Origin of the sequence: Providencia heimbachae ATCC 35613 (genome assembly GCF_001655055.1) — a bacterium.
Lineage (GTDB): Bacteria > Pseudomonadota > Gammaproteobacteria > Enterobacterales > Enterobacteriaceae > Providencia > Providencia heimbachae.
Map to the genome: position 1 here is coordinate 14,269 of NZ_LXEW01000035.1, position 25,063 is coordinate 39,331.

Sequence of the window (25,063 nt, forward strand, 5' to 3'; positions counted from 1 at the left end):
CTAATTATTTTTGAATAAACTGTGCTTGGTTCAGTTGGCTCAGTGCGGTGTTTACCGCAAAGATTTTTCCATAAACTTCAGGAATACCAAAGGATTTTAAACGAGCACTATGTTTTTGTAGGTAAGCTTGTGCATCCGATTCCGATGCAAACAGGTAGATCCCACCTGCTTGTTGTGTCTCTTTATTTTCTGTCCAAACTTTCCACAAAAAACCGGGTTCTTGGTTGATAGATTCAGCAAGAGTGTTCATTGCTACTGTCATTTCATCACCCCATGGTCCTTGGTATGGAAAATCGACTTGTAAAAGCACCTGCATACTTTCTCCTTGTTATGTGGTTCTATCTTCGCTATTGCTGATATGCAACCTGAAGTATGACAAATATAAAGATTTATAACCTTGATGGTTATTCAACTTTAAGACTATTTCGTTTTCCGGCCTCAAAAGCTTCTAGCGTGTTTAATCTTGCTTGCTTATGGTCAACCATCGGTATTGGGTAATTGAGTTGTATATGATTGGCTGCCGCCCATTCATGGGGCGCATGGATATATTTGTCGGGTACATTTTTCAATTCAGGTAACCAGTGCCGAATAAAGGTGCCCTGTGGGTCAAATTTTTGGCCTTGGGTTGTGGGATTAAAAATCCGAAACCAAGGAGATGCATCGACCCCTGTTGATGCTGACCATTGCCAGCCACCATTGTTTGCCGCTAGCGTGCCATCGATGAGTTGACTCATAAAGTACTGCTCACCTTTTCGCCAATCAATTAATAGATCTTTCACCAAAAAACTAGCAACAATCATGCGTAAACGGTTATGCATCCAGCCTGTTTCATTTAATTGGCGCATGGCTGCATCCACAATCGGATAACCTGTTTGCCCATTTTTCCATGCATCAAAATCATCTGGCGAATGATTCCACTGAATATGCTGCGTCCATTGAATAAAGGGCTGATAGCGGCAAAGGCGCGGAAAAGCGACCAATAAATGGGTATAAAACTCACGCCAAATTAGCTCATTAAGCCAAGTAAATGCACCACTGTCAGGATAATCGAGTAGCTGTGGGTTCTCTGCTTGTAAGCGATTAAAACATTGACGAGGTGATAGCACCCCGACGGCTAAATAAGGGGATAATTGGCTGGTTCCATCAATCGATGGGATATCTCTGTCTCGTTGATAATTTTGTACGCGCTCACGACAAAATTGCCTAAGCTGATGGCGAGCAGCCTGTTCCCCCGCTTTAAATTGTGGCGAAATATCCGTAGCAACATGTGCAAATAATGGTTGGGTACACTCAATCGCTAATGGTTTACCCCGTTTTTCGGGGGCGGTTAGCGAACGACAATCAGTCGCGGTCAATTGCGTGATAAATGCGCGACGAAAGGGCGTATAAACTTGGTACATCTCCCCTTTTTGATTATTGACCGTACTTGGAGGGAGTAGCAGTGCATCATCAAAGGCATGAATATGCAGAGAGTGCGATTGCTTAACTAACCAATCATCCCGTTGTTTTTCATTGAGTTCATATTGACGATTGAAGAAAAGAGCATCCGCGTGCTGCTCTTTGGCATAATCCAATACCCACTGAGCCGCGCCCGTAAAATCAGGCATTGTTTGGCAAATTAATGGGATACCCAGTTGGGCAAGGGCTTGTTGTAACTCAACAAGATTTTGGTGCAAGAAAGTAATCTGTCGAGAAGAAACGCCGTGTGCTAACCACTGTTGCGGCGTTGCCGTAAATATCGCGATCACTTTTGCTTGCGGGTTAACGCAAGCGGAGGAAAGCGCTTTATTATCGGTTATTCTCAAGTCATTGCGAAACCAGATAAGATGACAAACCTGTTGTTCTGCCACCGCTTTCCTCCTGAGTTTTTGAAAACTAATCTAATTTAGGGTGCTGATTGATTAATGACTGACGTTTTTTCTCAAGCTCAGCAATTTGTTGATCAATATCTTCAACTTTTTGCTCAATATTGTCAAAGTGCTCACTTAAAATTTCTTTTGCTTCAGCTTTATCCGATGCGGCAGGTGTTGCACCTCGAAGCGGCTTATTCGCCGTTTCAGGCATTCTAATACCGGTATATAAGCCAATTAACGCAATCACAATCAGATAATATGCAGGCATATATAGATCATTAGTAGATTCAACTAACCATGCTGCTACTGTCGGCGTTGCACCTGCAATTAATACTGAAATATTAAATGCGATAGCTAATGCACTGTAACGAATATTTGTTGGGAAAATAGCCGGTAAGATTGAGGCCATTACTCCAGTAAAACAGTTAAGCAATACGGCAAGAATTAATAAACCAACAAAAATCAAACCAACAGAACCGCTGTTTATTAACATAAACGCTGGGTATGCTAAAAAGATCAGCCCGACACTACCGATAATAACAAAAGGGCGTCGACCAATTTTATCACTCGTCATCCCGATTATAGGCTGTACAAATAACATACCAATCATAATGGCAATAATAATTAGTACGCCGTGGTCGGTAGAGTAGTTAAGGTTATGGGACAAGTAGCTTGGCATATAGGTTAGCAACATATAGTAAGTAACGTTTGTTGCGATAACTAAACCCACACAGATAAGTAAGCTTTTCCAATATTTTGAGGCCACTTCACGGAAAGAGACTTTCGGCGGATTTTCAATATTGGCTTTGTCTTGTTTAGCCAATGTCTCAATATGTTGTTGGAATGCAGGGGTTTCTTCAAGAGAGTGGCGTAAATAGAGACCAACAATCCCTAATGGTAACGCTAAGAAGAAAGGTATTCTCCATCCCCATTCATGGAAGCTTTCATCCCCTAAAATACTCGAGATTAGTACAACAACACCGGCACCAAGTACAAAACCTGCAATTGAGCCGAAATCTAACCAGCTTCCCATGAACCCACGCTTACGGTCAGGGGAGTACTCAGCCACAAAAATTGCCGCACCTGAATATTCGCCGCCAACAGAAAACCCTTGAGCGAGTTTTGCTAGCAATAATAAGATTGGTGCCCAGATCCCGATGGTGTCATATGCGGGAATTAGCCCGATACAGAAGGTACTGACGGCCATAATAATAATGGTCATCGACAACACTTTTTGTCGGCCATATTTGTCGCCGAGAACACCAAATACAAGCCCACCAAGTGGTCTGACTAAGAACGGTACCGAGAAGGTGGCAAGTGCAGCTATCATTTGGACGCTCGGTGATGCGCCCGGAAAGAAAACTTGACCCAATACATAGGCGAGGAAGCCGTATACACCGAAATCAAACCATTCCATCGCATTACCCAGCGAAGCTGCGGTGATTGCTTTTTTTAATTTGCCGTCATCAATGATAGTAATATCATTAATATTTAACGGTTTTTCTTTTTTCTTTCTGAATTTCATGGAACCATCCTCTTATCTGAATTTAAACAACATGATTAACAGCATTCAAAATGTAGGGTTTCCGCATCCAATTTATTAGGACAAAGAGCAAGGACTGAATATTTAGAATAGTCGTTATCTGTAGAATGCATCAGTTTATTAAGTATTTTGAAGTTTAATTTTGTTATTTCGCTGCTTATATTGATTTTAATCAGCTATTTTTAGATACATCATTGCAGGTGGGAATATAGCGAAGAGCGATGTTGTGGGCAATTTAATTGTAAATATAATTGTTGTAAATAAAGCAAAAGACGCTCCTTTGAATAACCAAACATCTCTCTATCATACATTAATGTCGATTAAATGTAAAATATAGGCGCTTTATGCTGCCGGGTCTTTTGTTTTTGAACTTTAACGCTAACGTAGAGTGTGATGATGGATGGGCTAAGCTTTGGATAATGTAGAATGTTATATAACAGAGAATTTACGTATGTGTTAATACGTTATTTTTATGGTAATAAAAATAAGAAAAACAATAATAAATCTATTTTTGATGCTCTTATTTTGTATGATCGGGTTGATGGTAAACTCTTTACTTATTCTGTTGTTAAGCTCTTCTTTCGATATTAGCGGATGATTGTATTGTTCTGTTTTATATTTAATTACATCCGTATGAATAGCAAATCTGTTTGGTTACAATCGATTAAATTTGATGAAGAGTTTGAGAATGACCGAGTATTGCAAAATACAATGTAGTTTTTGCAAATAATCTATTATCTGACTTAAAAAGAGTGCCATTATGAAAAAACAGAGTGTTGCATCTTATATCGCCAAAATGCTTGATAACGCAGGTGTTAAACGTATCTGGGGCGTGACTGGAGATTCATTGAACGGCTTCACTGATAGCTTACGTCGCCAAGGTAATATTGAGTGGTTAGGTACTCGGCATGAAGAGGTTGCCGCATTTGCCGCAGGTTCTGAGGCTCAACTTACTGGAAATTTAGCCGTTTGCGCTGGCTCTTGTGGGCCTGGTAATATGCATCTTATCAATGGGTTGTATGATTGTCATCGTAACCGAGTACCCGTGTTAGCGATTGCCGCACACATCCCTTCCAGTGAGATCGGGAGTAATTACTTCCAAGAAACGCATCCAACCGAACTATTCCGTGAATGCAGCCACTATTGTGAAATGGTCACGAATCCAGAGCAAATCCAGCAGGTGCTCGGTATTGCCATGCGCAAAGCTATTCTCAATAAAGGCGTTTCAGTCGTTGTTATTCCGGGCGATATTGCGCTAAAAGATGCACCAGAAATGGTAAAAGATACATGGTATCAGCCACAAGCACCGCTTATCATGCCGCAGCGTACGGAGATTGAAAAACTGGCAGAAGCATTAAATCAATCGAATAATATTACACTATTTTGTGGAAACGGTTGTGCGGGCGCTCATGATGAAGTGATTAAACTGGCCGAAACACTTAAAGCGCCGGTTGTGCATGCTCTACGTGGTAAAGAACATATTGAATGGGATAACCCGTATAGTGTTGGAATGACGGGGCTTATCGGTTTTTCATCGGGTTATCATGCGATGATGAATGCGGATACAGTGGTGCTACTCGGGACACAATTCCCTTATCGTCCATTCTATCCGAATGATGCAAAAATCATTCAAATTGATATTAATGCAGGCAGCCTAGGCTCTCATTGTCATATTGATATGGGGTTGATTGGCGATATCAAGGCTACACTGACGGCATTGCAGCCTCATTTACAGGCTAAACAGGATCAAAAACATTTAGAGGGTGCATTAAAGCACTATGCAGAGGCGCGTAAAGGGTTAGATGATTTAGCCAAACCGGGTCATGAAGGTCTTATTCATCCACAATATCTGGCAACTAAAATTAGTGAGCTGGCGAATGATGATGCCATTTTCACCTGCGATGTCGGTACACCAACTGTATGGGCAGCGCGTTACTTAAAAATGAATGGAAAGCGTCGCCTAATTGGCTCTTTTAATCATGGCTCAATGGCAAATGCAATGCCTCAAGCTTTAGGAGCTCAATCGGTTGATAAAAAACGTCAAGTTATCGCGATGTGCGGTGATGGTGGCTTTAGCATGTTGATGGGCGATTTTATTTCACTGTCACAAATGCAGTTACCCGTAAAAATTATCATTCATAATAACGGAGTTTTAGGCTTTGTTGCGATGGAAATGAAGGTCGCTGGCTTTTTAACCGCAGGTACTGATTTGCAAAACCCAAATTTTGCAGCTATTGCAAATGCGGCTGGGATTAAAGGTATTCGCGTAGAAAAAAGCGAGGATCTGGATTCTGCATTGAAAGAAGCTTTTGCTTATGATGGTCCTGTTATTGTTGATGTGTTAACGGCAAAACAAGAACTTTCTATGCCGCCAGAAATCGAAGCGCAAGAAGCGAAAGGTTTTAGCTTATATATGATGAAAGCGATCATGAGTGGTCGTGGTGATGAAGTTTTACAACTCGTAAAAACAAACTGGCTACGCTAATTATTTGATTTTATAGCCCCATCAAGCCCAATTAACTCATGATTGATTGGGCTTGATTTATTCATCTGTAAAATATTTTTTTGATTAATACCCTGCTGCAGATTGGCTACGCCATAAATGAGCAGCAACAAGAGCACGCCAAGGTGAAAATTGTTCTAACCATTTTTCCGTTTCTTTAGCGGTCGGCTGCGTCTCTTGTTGGAGTAACTTTTGTAAATTACGTCGCACCGCAACATCCCCATGCAAAGAACCATCTAGGTAGTTAAATCCACGAAGCAGCGCATAACTTACGGTCCAAGGACCGATCCCTTTAATACTCAAAAGTTGCTCAGTGATCACGGCAACATTTTCCGGCGAAACTTGCTGTGATAAATCGAGGTGCTGGTTTTGAATAGCATCACACAATGCTCTCAATGCAATGATTTTACCTGTTGAGAAGCCCGTTTGGCGTAAAATATCGTCATCGACTAACATGACTTGTTGCTCGGTAGGGAAACACCAAATACCCGAAGAATGTTGAATACCTACGGCTTGAATAAAGCGACGACGAATCGCAATGGCGGCATGGACACTAATTTGTTGGCCAATAATTGCCCAAACCAAAGCTTCAAATGGACTGGCAGATTGATAAATTCTCAATTCTTTTTGGTTGTTAATTAATTTTTCAAGAATCGGGTCTGCTGAGTATTGTTGTTCAAATTTTGCGACGTCTTGATTTAGTCCAAGCATATGTTGGCCTAATGATGATGCTTGCTTTTCACTCACACTGAAGTTTGATGAATCAATATCGAGTGAAATCACCGCTTTTTGATTTTCAATGTGAAGATGAATTTGTGCCGCATTACCTTGCCAAATAATTCCTTTACGTAAACAATTTTCATCAACAATTTCGGCAATATTTTGTTGATCCCTTAAATGAAAGGCAAAAAAATCATCGGAACGATAGTGTTCTGGCAGTAAAATTGTTGACATAGTTATGGCCTTATCAGATTTTTATTTTTTATTATGAAGAGCATTTCACTGCTCATATTTAACTTATTAAATATGCTATCTTGTTGACAATAATCATGACAGATTAATGATTATTGTTGGAGTCTATAAAAGCACTCTGCGTGGAATAAAGTGAATAAAGCTAAAAGCCAAGGATGTGACAATGAGAAATGAAGAAAATAATTCATCTCAAGGTGGAATACAACCGCCTTCTCATGGTGAGACAAATGCGATAACTTCGCCTCCACGGCAAAAGCAACCTAGTGAGTTAAAAGGGCTCGGCGGGTGGCTTATTCTGCCTATGCTAGGGATCGTACTGTCTATTTTTATTTTACCTTTTGCTATTTATATGCAAAATGTTGAAGTCATTGAATATTGGGACGAGTTAACTAATGCTCAATCGGACTCCTTTATTCCATTATTTAAAGAATTGATCTATTTTGAGGTGCTGGGAAACAGCATATTATATGCAGCACTATTATTCCTGTGTTATGTTTTTTTCACTAAGAAGAAAATTACCATTAAGGTTTATATTTTCTTTCAGTTATTTTCTTTATTACTGACTATTTCGGATATTGTGTTAGCAATGTCGCTGCTTGATTTAGAACTTGAGAGTTCAGATATTAAAGATATTATGCGAGGCGTCGTGAGCTGTGCGATTTGGATACCGTATTTCTTACTTTCGGTTAGGGTTAAAAATACCTTTATTAATTGAACTACGATTTAACTCATCTGATAAATAGGAGAAGAACTCATGATTTATTGTAAAAGAGTCTATGACCCTCTCTCTTCGGAGGATGGTTATCGAGTCTTAATCGATAGGCTATGGCCTCGTGGAATAAAAAAAATAGATTTGCAGTGCGAGGAATGGAATAAAGAGGTTGCCCCTTCTAATGACTTACGCAAATGGTTTCATCAAAATACGGATCAATTTGAACAATTCATTGAACGATATCGCCAAGAGCTTTATGAAAGCCAAGCCTGGCAGCCGTTAGCTGAAAAGGCTAAGCAAGGGAGTTTAACGCTTTTGTATAGTGCAAAAGATACTCAACATAATCAGGCTAAGGTACTAAAGGCATTTCTTGAAGAACAGATACAAGATAAATAGAAGGTGATTAGAATGGATGCAAATCAGGTACCGTCTGAGGCAGAGCAACAATTCGCCCAAACTATACCGCAAGGTGTGGAAAAGTCACCACTTCAGGGGATTAGTGGATGGCTAATTTTACCGATGATAGGGCTATTTTATATGCTCTATAAAGCGGTTGTGATGATGCTACAAGAGATAGCTCAAGTAAAAATAGCTTGGCCATTAGCGACGCAACCCGATTCTGATTTTTATGTTTCAGGCTTCTCATCTGCATTTTATGCATTGCAAAGTGGCTATGGGTTATTAATTGTTTTATTGCTATGGACCTTTATTGCTGCCGTTAAATGGAAAAAAAGTGCCAAATCACTGTTTATTATCTCGATGGTTTTTTATACGGCGATGGTAATTAATGCACGTTTTGTTTTTCCCACTTTTTTCGGGTTAGAAATCAATTACACAAATGTGATCACTGCGATTAACGGGAGCTTTTATTGCGTTCTATGGATCCCTTATTTTTTGGTCTCCAACCGTGTAAAAAATACCTTTATTCGTTAATAACTGTCACTGATTTATAATAGAAAAAGGCTGTCATTAGACAGCCTTTCTCAATAGCGCTTATAGATTCAATTGATGTGTAATATTACAGTGCTTAATAAATTCCTCATCGTGAGAAACTAAAAATAGCGTGCCTTGATATTCGCTTAATAGTGTTTCCAGCAATTGTGTTGATTCTAAATCTAAGTGGTTATCCGGTTCATCGAGCAATAAAATCGCCGGTGGTTTTGGGCTATGGGTTAGCGCTAATAAAGTGGCTTTAAGCTGTTCCCCCCCACTGAGTTTATTTAAGGGCTGCTGTGATTTTTCCCCGCGAATGCGTAGCATACCAAGCTGTGTTCGCCATTGTTCCACTGTAAAAGAAGGCTGATATTGATGTAATGCTTCTGCAACGGGGCGTGATTTATCGAGTAAATTTAAGTGTTGGTCCAGATAGCAAAAATCGCCGCTAAGACGATACTCACCTGAACTCGCTTTAGTTTGACCGGTAAGCACCTTGAGTAAAGTGGATTTACCGGAACCATTATTCCCTTTAATGTGCCAGTGTTCGCCACTGTATGCGGTAAATGAAAGGGGGGACGAATAGCCATAGGGTAAACATAAATCAGAGGCAAATACTGTGACTTTATTGCCGTCAGATTGGTAATTTAATGCCATTTTTTGCGGCTTTGTGTGAATGGCTTTATCTTGGCTTTGTTGTAATTGAGTTTGTAAGTTTCCAAGTACGCGCTGGTGGCGTTCAGCGACGCCTGATTGCCTTTTTTCAGCCCGATTTTTTTTCATATCCAGTAACAGCAAAGATTGTGAACCACTTTTACGAATGCTTTCCCCTTGTTTACGCCGCTGCGCTGCTTTTTGTAACGTTGCTTGCTGCTGCTGTTTTTCATGGCGTATATGTTTATCGAGTCGTTCAGACTCAGCCTCAATTGAAGCCATCTCGAATTTTTTTTGCTCATCATACAAGGCATAATTTCCCCCATACTCTTGCAATCCGTTCTCATTCAACTCGAAAATAGCCTCCATATGGGCCAATAAAGCGCGATTGTGGGTGATCACGAGGCTACCAGCACTGTGCTGATCGAGTTTATCTTTTAGCCATTGGCGTCCTGGGATATCAAGATGGTTATCGGGTTCATCCAATAATAAAAAATGGTCTTGATATAAAAATGCACGACAAAGGGCTAAGCGAGTTCGTTCGCCGCCACTTAGGTGTGCAATCGGGGTTTCCATCTCAATAGGTAATTTGGCTGAATCTAATAGACTTTGCCATGCAGCGGGCAAATGCCATCTATCTTCGGTTAATTCGAAATCTTCCATATTGCCATTACCCGCTTCAATACGAGAAAAAGCGTGATAAAGCTCAGTGATGCCCAACGCCTCTATTAGGGTATTTCCCGTTAAGCGAGTCAGTTGATCCACATGAATAAAAGGGATATTCCAGTGAACTTTGCCCGATGTTGGTGATAATGCTTGCGCAAGTATGCGCATTAACACCGATTTTCCTTTGCCATTATTACCGATAAGGGCATTTTTTTGGCAAGACAATGCGCCATTTAGCGAGGGAAATAGTGTCGTTTGGTTAAATTCAATATTGAGTTGTGAAAAGTGACAAGCGATTGTCATGAGCACCTCCAAAAGAGAGATGGCAGACAAGGTCGTTGGCTTACAAAATAAGCTTGGATGATAACTATTGCCCGCCAGGAACAGAAAAATAAATACTTAAAGGGTATTTGAAAAATATTTTCTGGCAGTGCTTAGTTCATCGTAGGAAGTACCTGCTAAGTAGAGTGAGAGTGAAAATCATACGGAGGTATTATAGGCTAAGAGAATGTGTTTGTGCAAATTATTGGTCTTGGAGACTATTTTTATATTTCTCTCGTGAGGTAAAAAAGCCAGTCAGAAATGATCCGACCAGCTCTTTTATTTACAACGAGATTTTTATACTTTACTAACTACGCCAACACAGCCGCTTTCGTTTGCTCTGCCAGCCATTGTGCAATGCGCTGTTTTTCATCATCATTCAGCCACATGCCCAATTTTGTACGACGCCAAATGGCATCATCTAATTCGACAACCCATTCATTGTTAACTAAGTAACGTAACTCAGCTTCGTAAACGTTGGTACCAAAAGCTTCACCAAGGTCGCTCAGTGAGTTTGCGCCTTCAAGGATCAGTTTACTGTTACTGCCGTAGGTTCTGGCGTAACGTAGTGCAAGCCCTTCAGGGAGCCACTGATAGTGCTGACGTAATACACGTGCATAGCCATCACGATCACAGCCTTCAATATCACCACCGGGCAGCTGACCATTTTTGGTCCATGGACTACCTGCATTTGGGTAATAGCTAGCCAGTTTTGTGACGGCGGCTTCTGCTAGTTTACGGTAAGTTGTTAATTTACCACCAAATACAGAGAGTAATGGTGCTTGGCCGTTTTCATCGTGAATATCGAGCGTATAGTCGCGCGTAATCGCCTGTGGTGAATCTGATTCGTCATCACACAATGGGCGAACCCCAGAGTAATCCCAAACGATATCCGTTTTATCTAACTGTTTCTTAAAGTGGTCGTTATACACTTTTAATAAGTAGTTAATTTCGTTTTCATCAATTTTGACATTTTTTGGATCGCCGTTGTATTCAACATCGGTGGTGCCAATAATAGAAAACTCATCCATCCAAGGAATAACGAAAACAATTCGATTATCTTCGTTTTGTAAGATATAAGCTTGTGGCTCATCATGGGCACGGCGAACAACAATATGGCTGCCTTTAATCAAACGAATGCCGTAAGGTGATTTTAATTTCAAGCCATCATCAAAGAATTCTTTTACCCAAGGTCCTGTTGCATTAACGAGACCTTTGGCTTTCCACGTGTGGGTTTCTCCAGTACGTAAGTCTTGGGCTTCAACTACCCATAAGCCATTTTCACGATAGGCGCGAGTGACTTTTGTGCGAGTGCGAACTTCACCTTTTTTGCGTATCACTTCTTGAGCGTTTAACACGACTAAACGCGCATCATCAACCCAGCAATCGGAGTACTCGAAGCCTTTTGTTAGCTCCGGTTTAAGCACAGTATTTTGATTGAATTTCAACCCTTTACTGCTTGGTAGGCTGGTACGCTTACCTAAGTGGTCATATAAAAATAGACCAATACGGATCATCCACGCAGGGCGTAAATGGGGCTGATGGGGTAGACGAAAGCGCATTGGAAAGGCAATGTGTGGCGCTAATTTTAGCAGAACTTCACGCTCAGCAAGCGCTTCACTGACGAGTCTGAACTCATAATGTTCAAGATAACGTAAGCCGCCATGAATAAGTTTTGAACTCGCAGATGAGGTGGCACTTGCCAAGTCTTGAGCTTCGAGCAGTAATACAGATAATCCACGGCCAGCAGCATCTGCTGCAATACCAGCGCCGTTGATCCCGCCGCCAATTATAATCAAGTCTTTCGTTTCCATGCATCCCCCTGAGATGTTCGAAACATTTTCAATAATGTTCGTTTTCGCTCATTTGATTGTAATCAAAATCTATTAATATGCCAACTAGTAATCGAAATATAAATAACAAGTACGTGATATCGATAACAAAGTATTTTCAATAACCATACATTCTATGTTGTTATTTTTACAAAAAATAAATGTTGCAGAGCGATAAAGCATAAGAAAATAGGAGAAACGAATGGAAGGAATATTTTAAAAGATATGATGGTAGCGGAACTACCATCATAGGGGGGCGATTATTTGATTAGCAAAGTTCTAATTGAACATTATGTTGTTCGATGACTTTGAGGATACTGTCAGGAGGTTGCTTATCGGTAAACAGATAATCAATAAGGTTCATATTGCCGAGGTTAACCATTGCATTGCGGCCAAATTTCGAATGGTCGGTGACTAACATAACACAACGCGAATTCTCAATAATTGCGCGTTTAGTACGCACCTCATGATAATCGAATTCAAGCAGCGAGCCATCCATATCGATGCCACTGATACCGAGGATGCCGTAGTCCAGCCTAAATTGAGAGATAAAATCGAGAGTAGCTTCACCCACAATTCCACCATCTCGTGAACGAACTTCACCACCGGCTAAAATCAAACGAAAATCTTCTTTCGGCATCAGTAGTGTTGCAACGTTAAGGTTATTGGTCACAACTCTAAGGTTTTTATGATTCACTAAGGCGTGAGCAACCGCTTCAGGTGTGGTACCAATATCAATAAACAAGGTCGCACCGTCAGGGATCTGGCTGGCAACATGTTGTGCAATACGCGCTTTTTCGTCTGACCACATGATTTTTCTATCATGATAAGCGGCATTGACTGAGCTGGAAGGCAATGCTGCACCGCCGTGGTGTCGCTGAATCTTATTTTGTTCAGCAAGATCATTGAGGTCTCGCCGAATGGTTTGAGGGCTGACCTCAAAATGTTCGACAAGTTCTTCAGTACTGACATATCCCTGAAGACGCACAAGTTCAATGATTGCATCATGTCTCTGGGTTTGTTTCACAGCGTTAGCCTCTAATTATAAAATATTCTATTTGGCGCTCTGGTGTTTAAAGCTATGCCTATTATCCCATACTCCCATCAATAAGCCGATGATTAACCCTGAAGTATGTGCGGCATTGGCAATATGCATACCTAAAATATCGAAATAGCCGAAAAAGAGCCAGATAATTGAGAAGATCATCAACCCTCGGGGGACACCGATACCGGTTTCAGGTCTACGCTCTCCAGTTAGCCAAACATAACTGACCAGAGCATAAACAACACCCGATAAACCACCAAAGTTATTTTCACTAAACAGCGATTGGCCCCAATTACTAAATAATGCGGAGACTAATAAAATGGTAAAAAGCTTGCCACTACCGAGTTTTCGCTCGACTTGGCCTGCAAGAAACCACCATAACGCGAGATTAAAGCCGATATGTGAAATTGAAAAGTGGACAAATGCAGGGCTAAACCAGCGCCACAATTCACTTTGTTGGCTACCTATTGGCCAAGCTAAATAACGCAAAACCTCTCGCGCATCCGTCATAACTACCCAAAGATATACAACAACCGATAACAGAATGACAGCGATGGTTAATGGGCCGGATTGCTCTTTTAAATAGCTTAGGGTGAGGTAGTTACGATATTCGAATTGTGCGTTGGTGTTTCCGGTTTGCCAGCTGGCTTCGAGATAGCGAGGGTTATTAGGATCGTGTAGAAAAGTTTCCAATTCTTTTTGGACTCGCGAGAGGTGTTGTTCATCCTCTAGCCAAAGTTCAAATTGCTGTTTGTCGGACGATTGTTGCATTCGAATAGAAATATGCTGACTTGCCATATAGTCAATGAATGCTTGAGCCATTCTGGGGTTAGCAAAAGAAATAATATGGGTCATGAATGCATGTTCTCATCTAGAGCGCCGTAACGGCTTGTGGGTATTCCCTTAACCATGCTTCAAATCCACCACGGATACTGTAAACAGATTCAAAGCCAATATTAATCAGATATTGTGCGGCACCTTGGCTGCTATGCCCGTGATAGCACATGACCATAACGGGTTGTTCGTAGTCAGTTTGTTCTAAAAATGCACTCAGCGATTCATTGGTTAGATGGTAAGCGCCATTCGCATGCCCTGCACGAAAACTTTGTGGGTCACGAACATCGACAAGTACAGCCGTGCCATCTAATAAATGCTGATAGGCTTGTTCTGGTGTTAGTGTCTCAAAATGGTCCATAAAATACCGAATATTAAGGGGAAACCCCTTGAAATTGCATAAATTTTGGCACTCGAGTAAAAACAGGAGTGCCAAATAAATAGGCTGAGTAACTCGCCAGATTACGCTCGGATAAGCTTAATAGAAAGAGTGCTCACCACGTTGGTGTTCAGTCAGGTCTTTAACGCCTTTTAATTCACCTTCGAACATTTTGAGAAGCTCTTTCTCAATACCTTCTTTTAGTGTCACATCGACCATAGAACAACCATTACAACCACCACCGAATTGCAGAATAGCGAAACCATCGTCAGTAATTTCCATCAAGGAAACACGGCCGCCATGACCGGCTAATTGTGGGTTAATTTGTGATTGTAAAACGTATTCAACACGCTCAATGAGCGATGCGTCATCAGACACTTTACGCATTTTTGCGTTAGGTGCTTTTAGCGTTAGCTGTGAACCTAATTGGTCAGTGATGAAATCAATTTCAGCATCTTCTAAGAATGGCGCGCTAATTTCATCAATATAGGCAGATAATTTTTCGAACTTAAGTTCTTTATCTGTTGCTTCAACTGCACCCGGCGGGCAATAAGAAACACCGCACTCGGCAGTAGGTGTGCCTGGGTTAATGACGAATACACGAATTTGGGTGTCTGGCTCTTGATTTTCCAACAACTTGGCAAAATGAGCCTGTGCTGCTTCTGTAATATTAATCATAATCATTTGCTCAATAATAGTTGACTGCTTCAGTTGGTTATAATACGCCCATTTACCCCTTTCCTACAAGGTGCGACACAGGGACCATGCATCAACAGTATGCGCTCCAGCACAAATCAGCAATTGTGCGGCGGTATTCATCGTAGCGCCTGTCGTAATGACATCATCAACAATGGCAACATGTAGGCCTGAAACGGTATCTTTTAGGGTAAATGCATTCCTTAGGTTGCTTTGGCGGCGTTCGCGTTCTAACGTTATCTGGGTCAGTGTATCACGAGTGCGTAATAATGAATTTCGTGAATAGGGGATATTTAACCATGTGGATAAATTTTCGCCTATTAGCGCCATATGGTCAAATCCTCGTCGCCATAAGCGATTAGGATGTGTCGGAATAGTGAGGATCAAATTGGGTTTTCGCCATCGATTTTCTCGATAACCCTTGAGCCAAAAAAGTAAAAAAATACGCGCAAGGGAAAAGGCCAGCTGAGGCTGTTTATTAAATTTATAGCGATGGATCAGTTTACGCAAAGGGGCTTGATAAGGCGCTACTGTGATTAATTGGTGCCATGAAGGTGGGCGGTTCAAGCATCGAGCGCAGGCGATATCTTGTTGCTCAGAAGGCAAAGCACAGCGGGGGCAACAATTCGGCATTGTTGGTAAATTTTTTAAGCAAAAACCGCATATTCCCTGACAAGATAACTTTAATGGCTGATGGCATAGCCAACAAGCCCCTTCCATTGTTAGCATAGATGAGCCTTAATTTAAACGTGATGAAAAAGAGAGTGTAACCATGGCAGCGTTATATTGGCAGACGGTTGGAGAAGGGAAACAAGATCTTGTGTTACTACACGGATGGGGGTTGAATGCCCAAGTTTGGCAGACAATGATTCCGCGAATTGCTTCCCAATTTCGTGTTCATTTAGTTGACTTACCGGGTTATGGTCGCAGCCAAGGCTTTGCGCCGATGGATATACAATCCATGGCTGATATTGTTTGGTCTCAGGCCCCTAAAAATGCGATTTGGCTGGGCTGGTCACTGGGTGGCCACGTGGCGAGTCGCATCACCCTTGATCACCCTCATGAGGTCGTTGGGTTAATTTCAGTGGCATCTTCCCCTTGTTTTCGGGCTGAAGGAAATCAATGGCCGGGTATTAAACCAGATGTATTATTAGGTTTCGAACACCAACTGTCTGCTGACTTTCATCGTACCGTTGAGCGTTTCCTTGCCTTACAGACATTAGGCACAGAAAGTGCGCGCAATGACGCACGAATGCTAAAGTCTGTGGTACTTGAGCAACCGATCCCGACCGTTGAAGTATTAAATGCGGGGCTTGAGTCATTACGAACTGAAGATTTACGTGATGAATTAAAAGCGCTACCAGTACCATTCTTACGAATTTATGGTTATTTAGATGGGCTAGTGCCGCGTAAGGTTGCGGTTTTACTGGATGAAATGTACCCAAACTCTCCCTCAGTGGTGATGCGCAATAGCGCTCACGCTCCCTTTATTTCTCACCCTGATGAGTTTTGCGAATATTTGATTGATTTCTTAAATCGATTAGAGGGCTAGCGAGTTTTCAAGATGCATGGTATTGGCCTACATGCATCTTGAATTAACTATTTAATTTTATAAATGAAGTGAGAGCAATCCTGGCTTTCTGGGCATCCTTTACAGCTCGTTCCGGTTAAACAGGCGCTGATATCGACCTGTTCAATTTTCCCCAAACTGACCAATTTTTCTGTCATCGCATGAATAAGTGGGGCTGGGGTATTCAACTGCTCACTGAGTAACTGGATATCAGCTTGCCCATATAAGGCAATTAAGTCTCTAATTTGAAGCAAGCTGACCATCGGTTTCTCCATTAATGACACGCACTACCTGAACAATCAGCGCATTGTTGCGCTGTTTTAGTCTTAATATTTAATGTGACTCGGCTACGCATACGGCGTAAGAATACAAACAATACAATATTAAATAACAAGACAGCAGCGATGGTAATCAAACTGCTCTGAGGGTGTTCGCTGAATGTTGCGATTTGGTAGAACAGTGCCGAAAGGCTGTAAGCCACATTGAGACCCCAAAGAATAGAAAACGTCATCCAGCTTTTATTGGTTTCACGAGCAATTGCACCCATCACCGAGACACATGGAACATACAGCAGAACAAAAATTAGGTAGCTATACGCCGCAATTCCGGAGCCAAACTTAGCCGCCATTGTGCCCATTGAACCTGATTCCATTTCCCCATCACCTTTGCTGGCTTCGATTGGGTTCGATAGTGCGCTTAATGTGAATGTCCCTTTCAAGCTATCCCATGTTTCGCCAACTGCATCCCCTAACTCCTCCAGTAGATTGAAGGACTCGGCATCAAAGGGTTCAGTGGTGATCGCTTCTGCCGTGTACAAGGTATTCAATGTCCCAACGACCACTTCTTTTGCCATTGCACCGGTTATTAAGCCTACGGTTGCTTGCCAGTTATCTGCGTGGACACCAATAGGTTGAAGAACCGGGGTGATCACTTTACTGACTGAAGCCAGTGCGGAATCATTAATATTATCGACAGGTTTACCTGAGAATGAAAAGCTATTTAATGCCCCGATAAAAATACTTGCTACGATAATAACTTTACCTGCACGAATAACGAAACCTTTCAAACGCTGCCATGTTTGGATCAGCAATGTTTTGAGATGAGGAACATGATAGACCGGTAATTCCATTACAAATGGGGAGGCTTCACCACGCATTAAAGTATGCTTCAGCAGCAATCCGGTCAGGATAGCCACCACAATCCCTAAAATGTAGAGGGAGAAGACTACGCTAGCACCGCTTTTACCGAAGAATGCGGCGGCGAATACCGCAAAAATAGCCAGTCGTGCCCCACATGACATAAACGGCGCCATCAATACCGTAATCAACCTTTCACGTGGTGCATCAAGGGTACGTGCACCCATGATTGACGGGACATTACAGCCAAAACCAACAATCAACGGAACAAACGATTTACCGGGTAAACCAAGAGCCTGCATCAATCTATCCATCACAAAAGCGGCGCGAGCCATATAGCCCGAATCTTCTAAGATAGAGAGAAATAGATACATCATGCCGATTTGAGGTACTAAAGGCAGAACCGTATTGATACCGCCCCCGACACCTTGAGCAAGGAAAATTGTTAGCCATTCAGGGAAGTTAAAATAAGCGCCAGTCCATTGGATGCCATGAATAAATATGGCTTCTGATGCCCCTTCAAAGAAAGGTTGTAATGCGCCACCGATATTAATGGCCAAAACAAACATTAAATACATAACAAGTAGGAAAATAGGGACGCCAAGCCAGCGATTCAATATGTATTTATCAAGGGTTTGGGTTAATTTATTGGGTTGTGCAATGCTATTGTTGACCGCTGCATTATAAATCGCAGCAATAGATTGGTAGCGTGCATCCGCAATTAATAATTCAGGCTCTTCATGTAAGTTCTCTGTTAAGTTAAGCCGAATTTCAGTCAGCTTTTCTTCAGAAATATTTGCCCGCTGGCGGCTATAAATATCCCCTTCCAATATTTGTAGTGATAACCAACGTCTTTGTTGTTGGCTAAATTGTTGCGGGGAAATTTGTTCTGATAATGAATCGACAGCATTTAATAATTGAGGTGGATACTGAACTAATGCCTGTAAATTATTTTGTGGATGGCTATCAATGGCTTGTTTAAGTTTATCGATACCCGTTGCTCGGGTTGAAACTAATGGAATGACAGGGCAGCCAAGTTGTTTTTCAAGTTTTTCAATATCAATTTCAATGTGTTGGCTTTGCGCTATATCCAACATATTTAATGCCACAATACAAGGGACGCCCAGCTCAACTAATTGCAGCGTTAGATAGAGGTTTCGCTCTAAATTTGATGCATCGACGACGTTAATCAACATATCTGCTTCACCACTTAGGATGAAATAGCAGGCAATTTGCTCATCAAGAGAAGTTTGCTCAGAAATTGTGGTGAGCGAATAGGTACCGGGAAGGTCAACGAGCTCAATTTTATGCTCGGGCGTATGGAAGCGTCCAACTTTTCGTTCGACAGTGACGCCCGCCCAGTTACCTACACGTTGGCGTGAACCTGTAAGTTGATTAAATAACGTTGTTTTACCGGCGTTTGGGTTGCCAATTAAGCCGATAGTCAATGGTTTTATCGCATTTGCTAACATCGTGTTTGCCAACCTAGTTTTACCAATAAGAAAATGAGAACTTTAAGCCGTAGGTGCTTCATCAAGATTCAATAGGGCTAAGTCTTTTTTACGTAGAACTAAGCTGACTCGATGAGTTTCTATCTGTACAGGATCGCCAAATGGCGCTAAGCGAACCACTTTAAAGACAGAACCCGGTAGTAGACCAAGGGAAAGGAGCTTTTGACGATAAGCTGGGCTGATTTCGGGTGAGAAACCGATTATTTTGTAACTGCATTGAGGAAGTATGGCCATATTGCCTTCCAGCTCTAGTAATTAGAATCAATAATAATATTGATAATTATTGTTAGAAATACGATTGTTTACAAGCAAAGAGCGATGCAAAGCAAAAATAAATCTAATTAACAATGATAATAATAATCATCTGCCTTTTGTTATATTTAGCCTCTTTTTTCGTCAATTTGAATTGATGTGGATCAACGAAGCATTGAGTTGACTGGGTTTCTTAGAGGTAGTCTGATTTAGTCTAAGGGGAGATGAAGAGAGCAAAAGAAGACAATAGATTGAATTTATTATTTAATTTAGTTTGTAATTAATTCGATGTAGATAATAGACTTCACCATTATATGAGATGGTGAAGTCTATTATTAAATAATTTAAGGTGCAGCAAAGTGGTTAACGTTTTTTACCCAACGCCGCTGAAAGTGCATCTCCCATCGCACTATTACCTGAAGTTGCGTTATTTTGGCGTGGCTGATTGCGAGGTGCGGGGGCTTTACGGGTATTTTTATCTTGACCTTTATTTGCACTGCGCGGTGCACTGTTGGTGTCTCCAGGTTGCTCATCTAAACGCATCGTCAGGGCGATACGTTTACGAGCAATATCAACATCCATCACTTTTACTTTGACGATATCACCCGCTTTGACCACTTTGTGTGGGTCTTCAACATAGCTATTCGACAGGGAAGAAATATGTACCAACCCATCTTGATGGACACCAATATCAACAAAGGCACCAAAGTTGGTCACATTAGTCACCGCACCTTCTAGCACCATTCCTGGCAGAAGGTCATTCATGGTTTCGACACCATCAGCAAAGGTGGCCGTTTTAAACTCAGGACGTGGGTCATGCCCCGGTTTTTCAAGCTCTTTAATGATATCTGTGACGGTTGGAACACCAAATTTCTCAGTGGTAAATTCGCGTGGGCTTAACCCATTTAACACTTGTGAATTACCCATAATCTCTTTTAGCGGTTGACGAACCACTTCAAGGATTTTTTCAACGATAGGATAAGCTTCTGGGTGAACAGTAGAAGCATCTAACGGGTTATCACCATTGGTGATCCGTAAAAAACCCGCACATTGCTCAAATGCTTTAGGCCCAAGGCGAGCAACTTTGAGTAACTGTTTTCTATCATTAAACTTACCGTTTTCATCGCGCCAATCCACGACATTCTGTGCAATCATCTTGCTTAAACCTGCCACGCGAGTTAGAAGCGGGACAGAGGCCGTATTGAGATCAACACCGACTGAGTTTACGCAGTCTTCAACCACAGCATCAAGCTTGCGAGCCAACTGGGTTTGGCTAACATCGTGCTGATATTGACCCACGCCAATGGATTTAGGGTCGATTTTAACCAGTTCAGCGAGTGGGTCTTGTAGGCGGCGAGCAATAGATACGGCACCCCGTAACGTGACATCAAGTGTAGGAAATTCAAGAGCAGCAAGTTCTGAGGCAGAGTAAACGGAGGCACCCGCTTCACTGACAATCACTTTTTGTGCAGTAACGTCAGGGTACTGATTTTGCACTTCAGCAAAGAAACGTTCAGTCTCTCGTGAAGCCGTCCCATTACCAATAGCGACTAATTCAACGTTATGTTTTTGACATAATGCGGCGACAATGGCCGCGGCTTTTGCCGCTTGGCCCGTATGTGGATAGATAGTATCGGTGGCGATAACTTTACTTGTTGAATCGACAACGGCAACTTTCACACCAGTACGTAAGCCAGGATCGAGTCCCATCGTCGCTCTCATGCCAGCAGGCGCTGCCATTAACAAGTCACTGAGATTACGAGCAAAGACATTAATCGCTTCTTCCTCTGCTTTTTCACGCAGAGTACTCATGATTTCAGTTTCTAGATGCAATAGAATTTTTACACGCCATGTCCAGCTTATGACCGCTTTACGCCATTGATCGGCGGGGGCATTGTTTAGACGAGCATCAAGATGACGGGTAATAATTTCTTCACAGTAGCTTTCTTTTGGCGGTTCATCGAATTGTGGGTCGCAATTAAGAGACAGCTGTAAAATTCCTTCATTACGACCACGAAACATGGCAAGAGCGCGGTGCGATGGTACTTGAGCCACAGGCTCTTGATGTTCAAAGTAATCGCTGAACTTTACACCTTCAGCTTGTTTACCGTCAGCAACAACAGAAACGAGATGCGCATTTTTCCATAAATAGTCACGAACTTTAGCTAAAAGAAGGGCATCTTCGGCGAAACGCTCCATTAGGATATAGCGAGCACCATCTAATGCGGCTTTAGTATCCGCAACCCCTTTATCGGCATCAATAAAGGTTTGTGCGAGCTCATCAGGGGATTGATTTGGGTCGTTCCATAGGGTATCGGCTAACGGCTCTAATCCTGCTTCAATAGCAATTTGCCCACGTGTACGGCGCTTAGGCTTGTAGGGTAAATAAAGGTCTTCAAGTTCGGTTTTATTGAGGGTGGTATTAATTGCAGAAGAGAGTTCTGGTGTCAGCTTGCCTTGTTCTTCGATGGATTTAAGAATAGTTTGCTTACGGTCATTGAGCTCTCTTAAATACCCTAAACGACTCTCTAGCTGGCGAAGCTGAGTATCATCCAACCCTCCTGTAACCTCTTTACGGTAACGAGCAATAAACGGGACTGTATTTCCCTCATCAAGTAATGTGATGGCAGAAAATACCTGTTTAGGTTGGGCGTGCAGCTCAGCTGCAATAATTTGGCTTAGAGTTTCATTCATGTCGTGTTTAAATACCTACTGAAAGAACAGTTAATAAATTTACTGCACTGTTATACTTGGTGGGAGAGAGAATTTCCAGACTGAATTTCCGATGATTGGTATGAAAGTCTCAGATTATTTTTTATAAAATACTATAATTATCAAATCAATTTACTAATATTCGAAGGTTATGGCTAAAAGTCTTTTAATTACACGTGAAGGTTGGGATGCGCTCGATAAAGAACTAAAATATCTTTGGAAAGAAGAGCGACCTCGCGTAACTCAATCCGTCTCTGAAGCAGCAGCTCAGGGCGATCGCTCAGAAAATGCAGAATATATTTATGGTAAAAAAAGACTGCGAGAAATCGACAGGCGCATCCGTTTTTTATCTAAAAGGTTAGATCAACTTCGAATAATTGAGCCTGATCCTCGCCAAGAGGGGCGTGTGTTTTTTGGTGCATGGGTTAAACTTGAAGATGAAAATGAAAATATCAGAATATTCCGGTTAGTCGGTGCAGATGAATTTGATCCGGCTAAACAGTGGATTTCGATAGACTCTCCTGTTGCGCGAGCCCTGATAGGCAAGCAAGTTGATGATGAAATCACGGTCATCACACCAGGAGGAGAAGTTACTTATTTTGTCTTGGATATAAGCTATAAGCCACTAACCAACTGAAGTGTAAAATGATTCATTAAATCCTACGTTAGTGGTAAATTAGTGAGCATAAATATTGTTTTTGTTCACATTCATTAGAAAAATAATTTTAAAGATGCACATCTTGAGGGCTACAAAATGCAGGAAAGTTATAAAGTTCTTGTCGTCGATGATGATATGCGTTTACGTGCACTGCTGGAGCGTTACCTCACTGAACAAGGTTTTCAGGTAAGAAGTGCGGCTAACGCAGAACAAATGGACAGGATCCTAACACGTGAATCTATTCATCTGATCGTACTCGATTTAATGCTGCCGGGAGAAGATGGTTTATCTATCTGCCGTCGTTTACGTAGCCAAAATAACCCGATTCCAATCATTATGGTCACTGCCAAGGGCGAGGAAGTTGATCGTATTGTTGGTTTAGAAATCGGTGCGGACGATTACATACCAAAACCGTTTAACCCTCGTGAATTACTTGCGCGTATTCGTGCTGTACTACGCCGTCAAGCAAATGAATTACCGGGCGCTCCATCGCAAGATGATGCGGTGATTACCTTTGGTAAATTTAAACTGAACCTTAGTACACGTGAAATGTTCCAAGGTGACGAAAATATGCCACTGACGAGCGGTGAATTTGCGGTACTTAAAGTTTTAGTTTCTTATCCAAGAGAACCGCTTTCTCGTGACAAGCTGATGAGCTTAGCGAGAGGCCGTGAATACAGCGCGATGGAACGCTCAATCGACGTTCAAATTTCACGTTTACGCCGCATGGTTGAAGAAGACCCAGCCCACCCTCGTTATATTCAAACAGTGTGGGGTTTGGGCTACGTATTTGTTCCGGATGGAAGTAAAGCATGAAGCGATTGAGGTTCTCACGCCGTAGCACATTTTCTCGTTCGTTATTTTTGTTTGTTGCACTATTGTTCGCCAGTCTTGTGACCAGTTATATGGTTGTATTGAATTTTGTAGTTATGCCAAGTTTACAACAATTCAATAAAGTACTGGCTTATGAAGTGCGCACATTAATGACAGAGAAAATGGTTCTACAGGATGGAACCTCAGTGCGGGTATCCCCCGCGTTACGTAAGAAAATTTATAATGAATTAGGTATTACGTTTTATGCTCAGTCAGCCGCGATGGAAGAAGGGCTGAACTGGGCAAAAGAATATGATTTTTTAAGTAATCATATGTCGGAATATTTGGGCGGAAAGGCGAGTGTTCATCTCGAACTTGGGCGTGACTATCCGATTTTATGGCTAACATCTTACCTCGCACCTGATATCTGGGTGCGAGTTCCCTTGACTGAAATCGGTCAAAATCAATTTTCCCTTGTTTTTCGCTACACACTCACCATTTTTCTCACCATTTTCGCCGGTGTTTGGCTCTATATTCGTTATCAAAATAAGCCATTACTTGAATTGGAATATCATGCTGGTGAAGTCGGCAAAGGGATTAGCTTGCCGCCGATGCAAGAGAAAGGCGCCACAGAGGTTAGGGCGGCGATCCGTTCTTTTAACCATATGGCCACAGGCATTAAAACGTTAGAAAATGACCGTACTGTATTAATGGCAGGGGTCAGCCATGATCTTAGAACGCCACTAACGCGTATTCGTCTGGCGACAGAAATGATGAGCCCAGAAGATAGTTACTTGGCGGAATCGATTAATAAAGATATTGAAGAATGTGATGCCATTATTGGCCAGTTTATGTCTTTCCTGAAAACAGGTCAGGAAATGGATATGGAATTCTGCGACCTGAATGCCATTCTAATGGAAGCGGTAAACTCAGAAATCAATGTTATCGGTGAAATAGAAACGGCACTAGAACCGGGCTCAATGATTGTTAATGGTAACCCACTGGCAATCAAACGCGCGATTACTAATATGATAGTAAATGCATACCGTTACGGTAATGGTTGGATTAAAGTCAGTAGTGGTAAGAGTGAGGACTATGTTTGGTTCCAAGTGGAAGATGATGGTGCGGGAATCAAACCTGAAGATATTCAACGTTTATTTCAACCCTTTGTTCAAGGGGAAAAAGCACGAAGCAATACAGGAACCGGATTGGGGTTAGCGATAATTCGGCGGATTATTGATGCTCACGAAGGGAATATTGAGATCCGTAAGAGTGAGCGTGGTGGGTTTGCTATTCGGGCTCTCCTGCCCCTAAAAGAAAAAGAAGACTGATACCTCGTCATATTTCAAGCTGTAGGTGTGTTGCCTACACTCAGCTACCCTAGTCACATACTTGTGTATGCTCCAAGGGATATCTTCGTTTGGCGCCTACCTACAACTTGAACTATTTAGAGATATCTTTTTAATAA

General features: G+C 41.8%; 23 protein-coding genes. 8 read left to right on the plus strand and 15 right to left on the minus strand.

Going from position 1 to position 25,063, the window contains the following annotated elements; genetic code table 11:
- Window positions 1-4: 4 nt before the first annotated feature.
- The 3 genes from M998_RS11800 to proP form a co-directional block, all read right to left on the minus strand.
- Window positions 5-316 (minus strand): monooxygenase, encoded by a 312-nt coding sequence (locus M998_RS11800; protein WP_068438730.1) that lies wholly within the window; start codon window positions 314-316, stop codon window positions 5-7.
- Window positions 317-404: 88 nt separating this feature from the next.
- Window positions 405-1,850, minus strand: a complete 1,446-nt coding sequence (phrB, locus tag M998_RS11805) for a deoxyribodipyrimidine photo-lyase (RefSeq protein WP_068438728.1) — start codon at window positions 1,848-1,850, stop codon at window positions 405-407.
- A gap of 25 nt (window positions 1,851-1,875) precedes the next feature.
- Window positions 1,876-3,378 carry a glycine betaine/L-proline transporter ProP gene (proP, locus tag M998_RS11810; RefSeq protein WP_068438726.1) on the minus strand — a complete coding sequence of 501 codons (1,503 nt, stop codon included), beginning with the start codon at window positions 3,376-3,378 and terminating at the stop codon, window positions 1,876-1,878.
- Window positions 3,379-4,156: 778 nt separating this feature from the next.
- Between proP and poxB the strand changes: the two genes are divergently transcribed.
- The gene (gene poxB / locus M998_RS11815) at window positions 4,157-5,881 is read left to right on the plus strand and encodes a ubiquinone-dependent pyruvate dehydrogenase (protein WP_068438724.1); all 1,725 of its coding nucleotides are present in this window, start codon (window positions 4,157-4,159) and stop codon (window positions 5,879-5,881) included.
- An 84-nt stretch (window positions 5,882-5,965) separates the two neighbouring features.
- Here the strand turns inward: poxB and M998_RS11820 are convergent, their stop codons facing one another.
- Window positions 5,966-6,853, minus strand: a complete 888-nt coding sequence (locus M998_RS11820) for a DNA-3-methyladenine glycosylase family protein (protein ID WP_068438722.1) — start codon at window positions 6,851-6,853, stop codon at window positions 5,966-5,968.
- Between the two features lie 181 nt (window positions 6,854-7,034).
- Here M998_RS11820 and M998_RS11825 point away from each other — a divergent pair, with 181 nt between their 5' ends.
- From M998_RS11825 to M998_RS11835, 3 genes are read left to right on the plus strand one after another with little or no spacing between them, the layout of a single operon-like run.
- A complete protein-coding gene (locus M998_RS11825) occupies window positions 7,035-7,586 on the plus strand; it encodes a DUF2569 domain-containing protein (RefSeq protein WP_082787499.1) in 552 nt (183 codons plus the stop codon).
- 39 nt (window positions 7,587-7,625) lie between these two features.
- Complete coding sequence (locus M998_RS11830) at window positions 7,626-7,979, plus strand: DUF488 domain-containing protein (protein ID WP_068909034.1); 354 nt, start codon at window positions 7,626-7,628, stop codon at window positions 7,977-7,979.
- A 12-nt stretch (window positions 7,980-7,991) separates the two neighbouring features.
- The gene (locus tag M998_RS11835) at window positions 7,992-8,516 is read left to right on the plus strand and encodes a DUF2569 family protein (protein ID WP_068909036.1); all 525 of its coding nucleotides are present in this window, start codon (window positions 7,992-7,994) and stop codon (window positions 8,514-8,516) included.
- Between the two features lie 60 nt (window positions 8,517-8,576).
- Here the strand turns inward: M998_RS11835 and M998_RS11840 are convergent, their stop codons facing one another.
- The 7 genes from M998_RS11840 to M998_RS11870 all read right to left on the minus strand — a co-directional run bounded on the left by M998_RS11840 (window position 8,577) and on the right by M998_RS11870 (window position 15,672).
- Window positions 8,577-10,139, minus strand: a complete 1,563-nt coding sequence (locus tag M998_RS11840) for an ATP-binding cassette domain-containing protein (protein WP_068909038.1) — start codon at window positions 10,137-10,139, stop codon at window positions 8,577-8,579.
- A 329-nt stretch (window positions 10,140-10,468) separates the two neighbouring features.
- Complete coding sequence (gene glpD / locus M998_RS11845; RefSeq protein ID WP_068909040.1) at window positions 10,469-11,971, minus strand: glycerol-3-phosphate dehydrogenase; 1,503 nt, start codon at window positions 11,969-11,971, stop codon at window positions 10,469-10,471.
- A gap of 286 nt (window positions 11,972-12,257) precedes the next feature.
- A complete protein-coding gene (locus M998_RS11850) occupies window positions 12,258-13,016 on the minus strand; it encodes a DeoR/GlpR family transcriptional regulator (RefSeq protein WP_068438709.1) in 759 nt (252 codons plus the stop codon).
- Between the two features lie 27 nt (window positions 13,017-13,043).
- Entirely contained in the window at window positions 13,044-13,889 is an 846-nt protein-coding gene (glpG, locus tag M998_RS11855; protein ID WP_068438705.1) for a rhomboid family intramembrane serine protease GlpG, read from the minus strand.
- 16 nt (window positions 13,890-13,905) lie between these two features.
- The gene (gene glpE / locus M998_RS11860) at window positions 13,906-14,229 is read right to left on the minus strand and encodes a thiosulfate sulfurtransferase GlpE (RefSeq protein WP_068438702.1); all 324 of its coding nucleotides are present in this window, start codon (window positions 14,227-14,229) and stop codon (window positions 13,906-13,908) included.
- A gap of 117 nt (window positions 14,230-14,346) precedes the next feature.
- Complete coding sequence (gene nfuA / locus M998_RS11865; protein WP_068438699.1) at window positions 14,347-14,925, minus strand: Fe-S biogenesis protein NfuA; 579 nt, start codon at window positions 14,923-14,925, stop codon at window positions 14,347-14,349.
- Window positions 14,926-14,988: 63 nt separating this feature from the next.
- Window positions 14,989-15,672 (minus strand): competence protein ComF, encoded by a 684-nt coding sequence (locus M998_RS11870; RefSeq protein WP_068438695.1) that lies wholly within the window; start codon window positions 15,670-15,672, stop codon window positions 14,989-14,991.
- A 43-nt stretch (window positions 15,673-15,715) separates the two neighbouring features.
- On the opposite strand from M998_RS11870, the gene bioH reads away from it, so the two are divergent.
- Complete coding sequence (gene bioH, locus M998_RS11875; RefSeq protein ID WP_068909042.1) at window positions 15,716-16,495, plus strand: pimeloyl-ACP methyl ester esterase BioH; 780 nt, start codon at window positions 15,716-15,718, stop codon at window positions 16,493-16,495.
- A gap of 47 nt (window positions 16,496-16,542) precedes the next feature.
- Here bioH and M998_RS11880 read toward each other — a convergent pair whose 3' ends face one another.
- The 4 genes from M998_RS11880 to M998_RS11895 all read right to left on the minus strand — a co-directional run bounded on the left by M998_RS11880 (window position 16,543) and on the right by M998_RS11895 (window position 22,106).
- Complete coding sequence (locus tag M998_RS11880; protein ID WP_068438690.1) at window positions 16,543-16,776, minus strand: FeoC-like transcriptional regulator; 234 nt, start codon at window positions 16,774-16,776, stop codon at window positions 16,543-16,545.
- An 11-nt stretch (window positions 16,777-16,787) separates the two neighbouring features.
- Window positions 16,788-19,106 carry a Fe(2+) transporter permease subunit FeoB gene (feoB, locus tag M998_RS11885; RefSeq protein ID WP_068909122.1) on the minus strand — a complete coding sequence of 773 codons (2,319 nt, stop codon included), beginning with the start codon at window positions 19,104-19,106 and terminating at the stop codon, window positions 16,788-16,790.
- Window positions 19,107-19,163: 57 nt separating this feature from the next.
- Complete coding sequence (gene feoA / locus M998_RS11890) at window positions 19,164-19,394, minus strand: ferrous iron transporter A (protein ID WP_048605471.1); 231 nt, start codon at window positions 19,392-19,394, stop codon at window positions 19,164-19,166.
- A 381-nt stretch (window positions 19,395-19,775) separates the two neighbouring features.
- A complete protein-coding gene (locus M998_RS11895; RefSeq protein ID WP_068909044.1) occupies window positions 19,776-22,106 on the minus strand; it encodes a Tex family protein in 2,331 nt (776 codons plus the stop codon).
- A gap of 169 nt (window positions 22,107-22,275) precedes the next feature.
- Between M998_RS11895 and greB the strand changes: the two genes are divergently transcribed.
- The 3 genes from greB to envZ all read left to right on the plus strand — a co-directional run bounded on the left by greB (window position 22,276) and on the right by envZ (window position 24,926).
- Window positions 22,276-22,761 (plus strand): transcription elongation factor GreB, encoded by a 486-nt coding sequence (gene greB / locus M998_RS11900; protein WP_068438684.1) that lies wholly within the window; start codon window positions 22,276-22,278, stop codon window positions 22,759-22,761.
- Window positions 22,762-22,878: 117 nt separating this feature from the next.
- Window positions 22,879-23,598 carry an osmolarity response regulator transcription factor OmpR gene (ompR, locus tag M998_RS11905; protein WP_068909046.1) on the plus strand — a complete coding sequence of 240 codons (720 nt, stop codon included), beginning with the start codon at window positions 22,879-22,881 and terminating at the stop codon, window positions 23,596-23,598.
- On the plus strand, window positions 23,595-24,926 hold the full coding sequence (gene envZ, locus M998_RS11910; protein WP_068438681.1) for a two-component system sensor histidine kinase EnvZ: 1,332 nt from the start codon (window positions 23,595-23,597) through the stop codon (window positions 24,924-24,926). Before ompR ends, envZ begins: the two co-directional genes overlap by 4 nt.
- Window positions 24,927-25,063: the final 137 nt, after the last annotated feature.

Bases quoted from the DNA above. Each gene is read 5' to 3' on its own strand.
- feoA (WP_048605471.1), bottom strand. From the start codon at position 19,394: ATGGCCATACTTCCTCAATGCAGTTACAAAATAATCGGTTTCTCACCC.
- glpD (WP_068909040.1), bottom strand. From the start codon at position 11,971: ATGGAAACGAAAGACTTGATTATAATTGGCGGCGGGATCAACGGCGCT.
- M998_RS11830 (WP_068909034.1), top strand. From the start codon at position 7,626: ATGATTTATTGTAAAAGAGTCTATGACCCTCTCTCTTCGGAGGATGGT.
- M998_RS11895 (WP_068909044.1), bottom strand. From the start codon at position 22,106: ATGAATGAAACTCTAAGCCAAATTATTGCAGCTGAGCTGCACGCCCAA.
- envZ (WP_068438681.1), top strand. From the start codon at position 23,595: ATGAAGCGATTGAGGTTCTCACGCCGTAGCACATTTTCTCGTTCGTTA.
- greB (WP_068438684.1), top strand. From the start codon at position 22,276: ATGGCTAAAAGTCTTTTAATTACACGTGAAGGTTGGGATGCGCTCGAT.
- M998_RS11825 (WP_082787499.1), top strand. From the start codon at position 7,035: ATGAGAAATGAAGAAAATAATTCATCTCAAGGTGGAATACAACCGCCT.
- proP (WP_068438726.1), bottom strand. From the start codon at position 3,378: ATGAAATTCAGAAAGAAAAAAGAAAAACCGTTAAATATTAATGATATT.
- ompR (WP_068909046.1), top strand. From the start codon at position 22,879: ATGCAGGAAAGTTATAAAGTTCTTGTCGTCGATGATGATATGCGTTTA.
- poxB (WP_068438724.1), top strand. From the start codon at position 4,157: ATGAAAAAACAGAGTGTTGCATCTTATATCGCCAAAATGCTTGATAAC.
- nfuA (WP_068438699.1), bottom strand. From the start codon at position 14,925: ATGATTAATATTACAGAAGCAGCACAGGCTCATTTTGCCAAGTTGTTG.
- M998_RS11800 (WP_068438730.1), bottom strand. From the start codon at position 316: ATGCAGGTGCTTTTACAAGTCGATTTTCCATACCAAGGACCATGGGGT.
- glpE (WP_068438702.1), bottom strand. From the start codon at position 14,229: ATGGACCATTTTGAGACACTAACACCAGAACAAGCCTATCAGCATTTA.
- glpG (WP_068438705.1), bottom strand. From the start codon at position 13,889: ATGACCCATATTATTTCTTTTGCTAACCCCAGAATGGCTCAAGCATTC.
- M998_RS11880 (WP_068438690.1), bottom strand. From the start codon at position 16,776: ATGGTCAGCTTGCTTCAAATTAGAGACTTAATTGCCTTATATGGGCAA.
- M998_RS11835 (WP_068909036.1), top strand. From the start codon at position 7,992: ATGGATGCAAATCAGGTACCGTCTGAGGCAGAGCAACAATTCGCCCAA.
- bioH (WP_068909042.1), top strand. From the start codon at position 15,716: ATGGCAGCGTTATATTGGCAGACGGTTGGAGAAGGGAAACAAGATCTT.
- M998_RS11820 (WP_068438722.1), bottom strand. From the start codon at position 6,853: ATGTCAACAATTTTACTGCCAGAACACTATCGTTCCGATGATTTTTTT.
- M998_RS11870 (WP_068438695.1), bottom strand. From the start codon at position 15,672: ATGCTAACAATGGAAGGGGCTTGTTGGCTATGCCATCAGCCATTAAAG.
- M998_RS11840 (WP_068909038.1), bottom strand. From the start codon at position 10,139: ATGACAATCGCTTGTCACTTTTCACAACTCAATATTGAATTTAACCAA.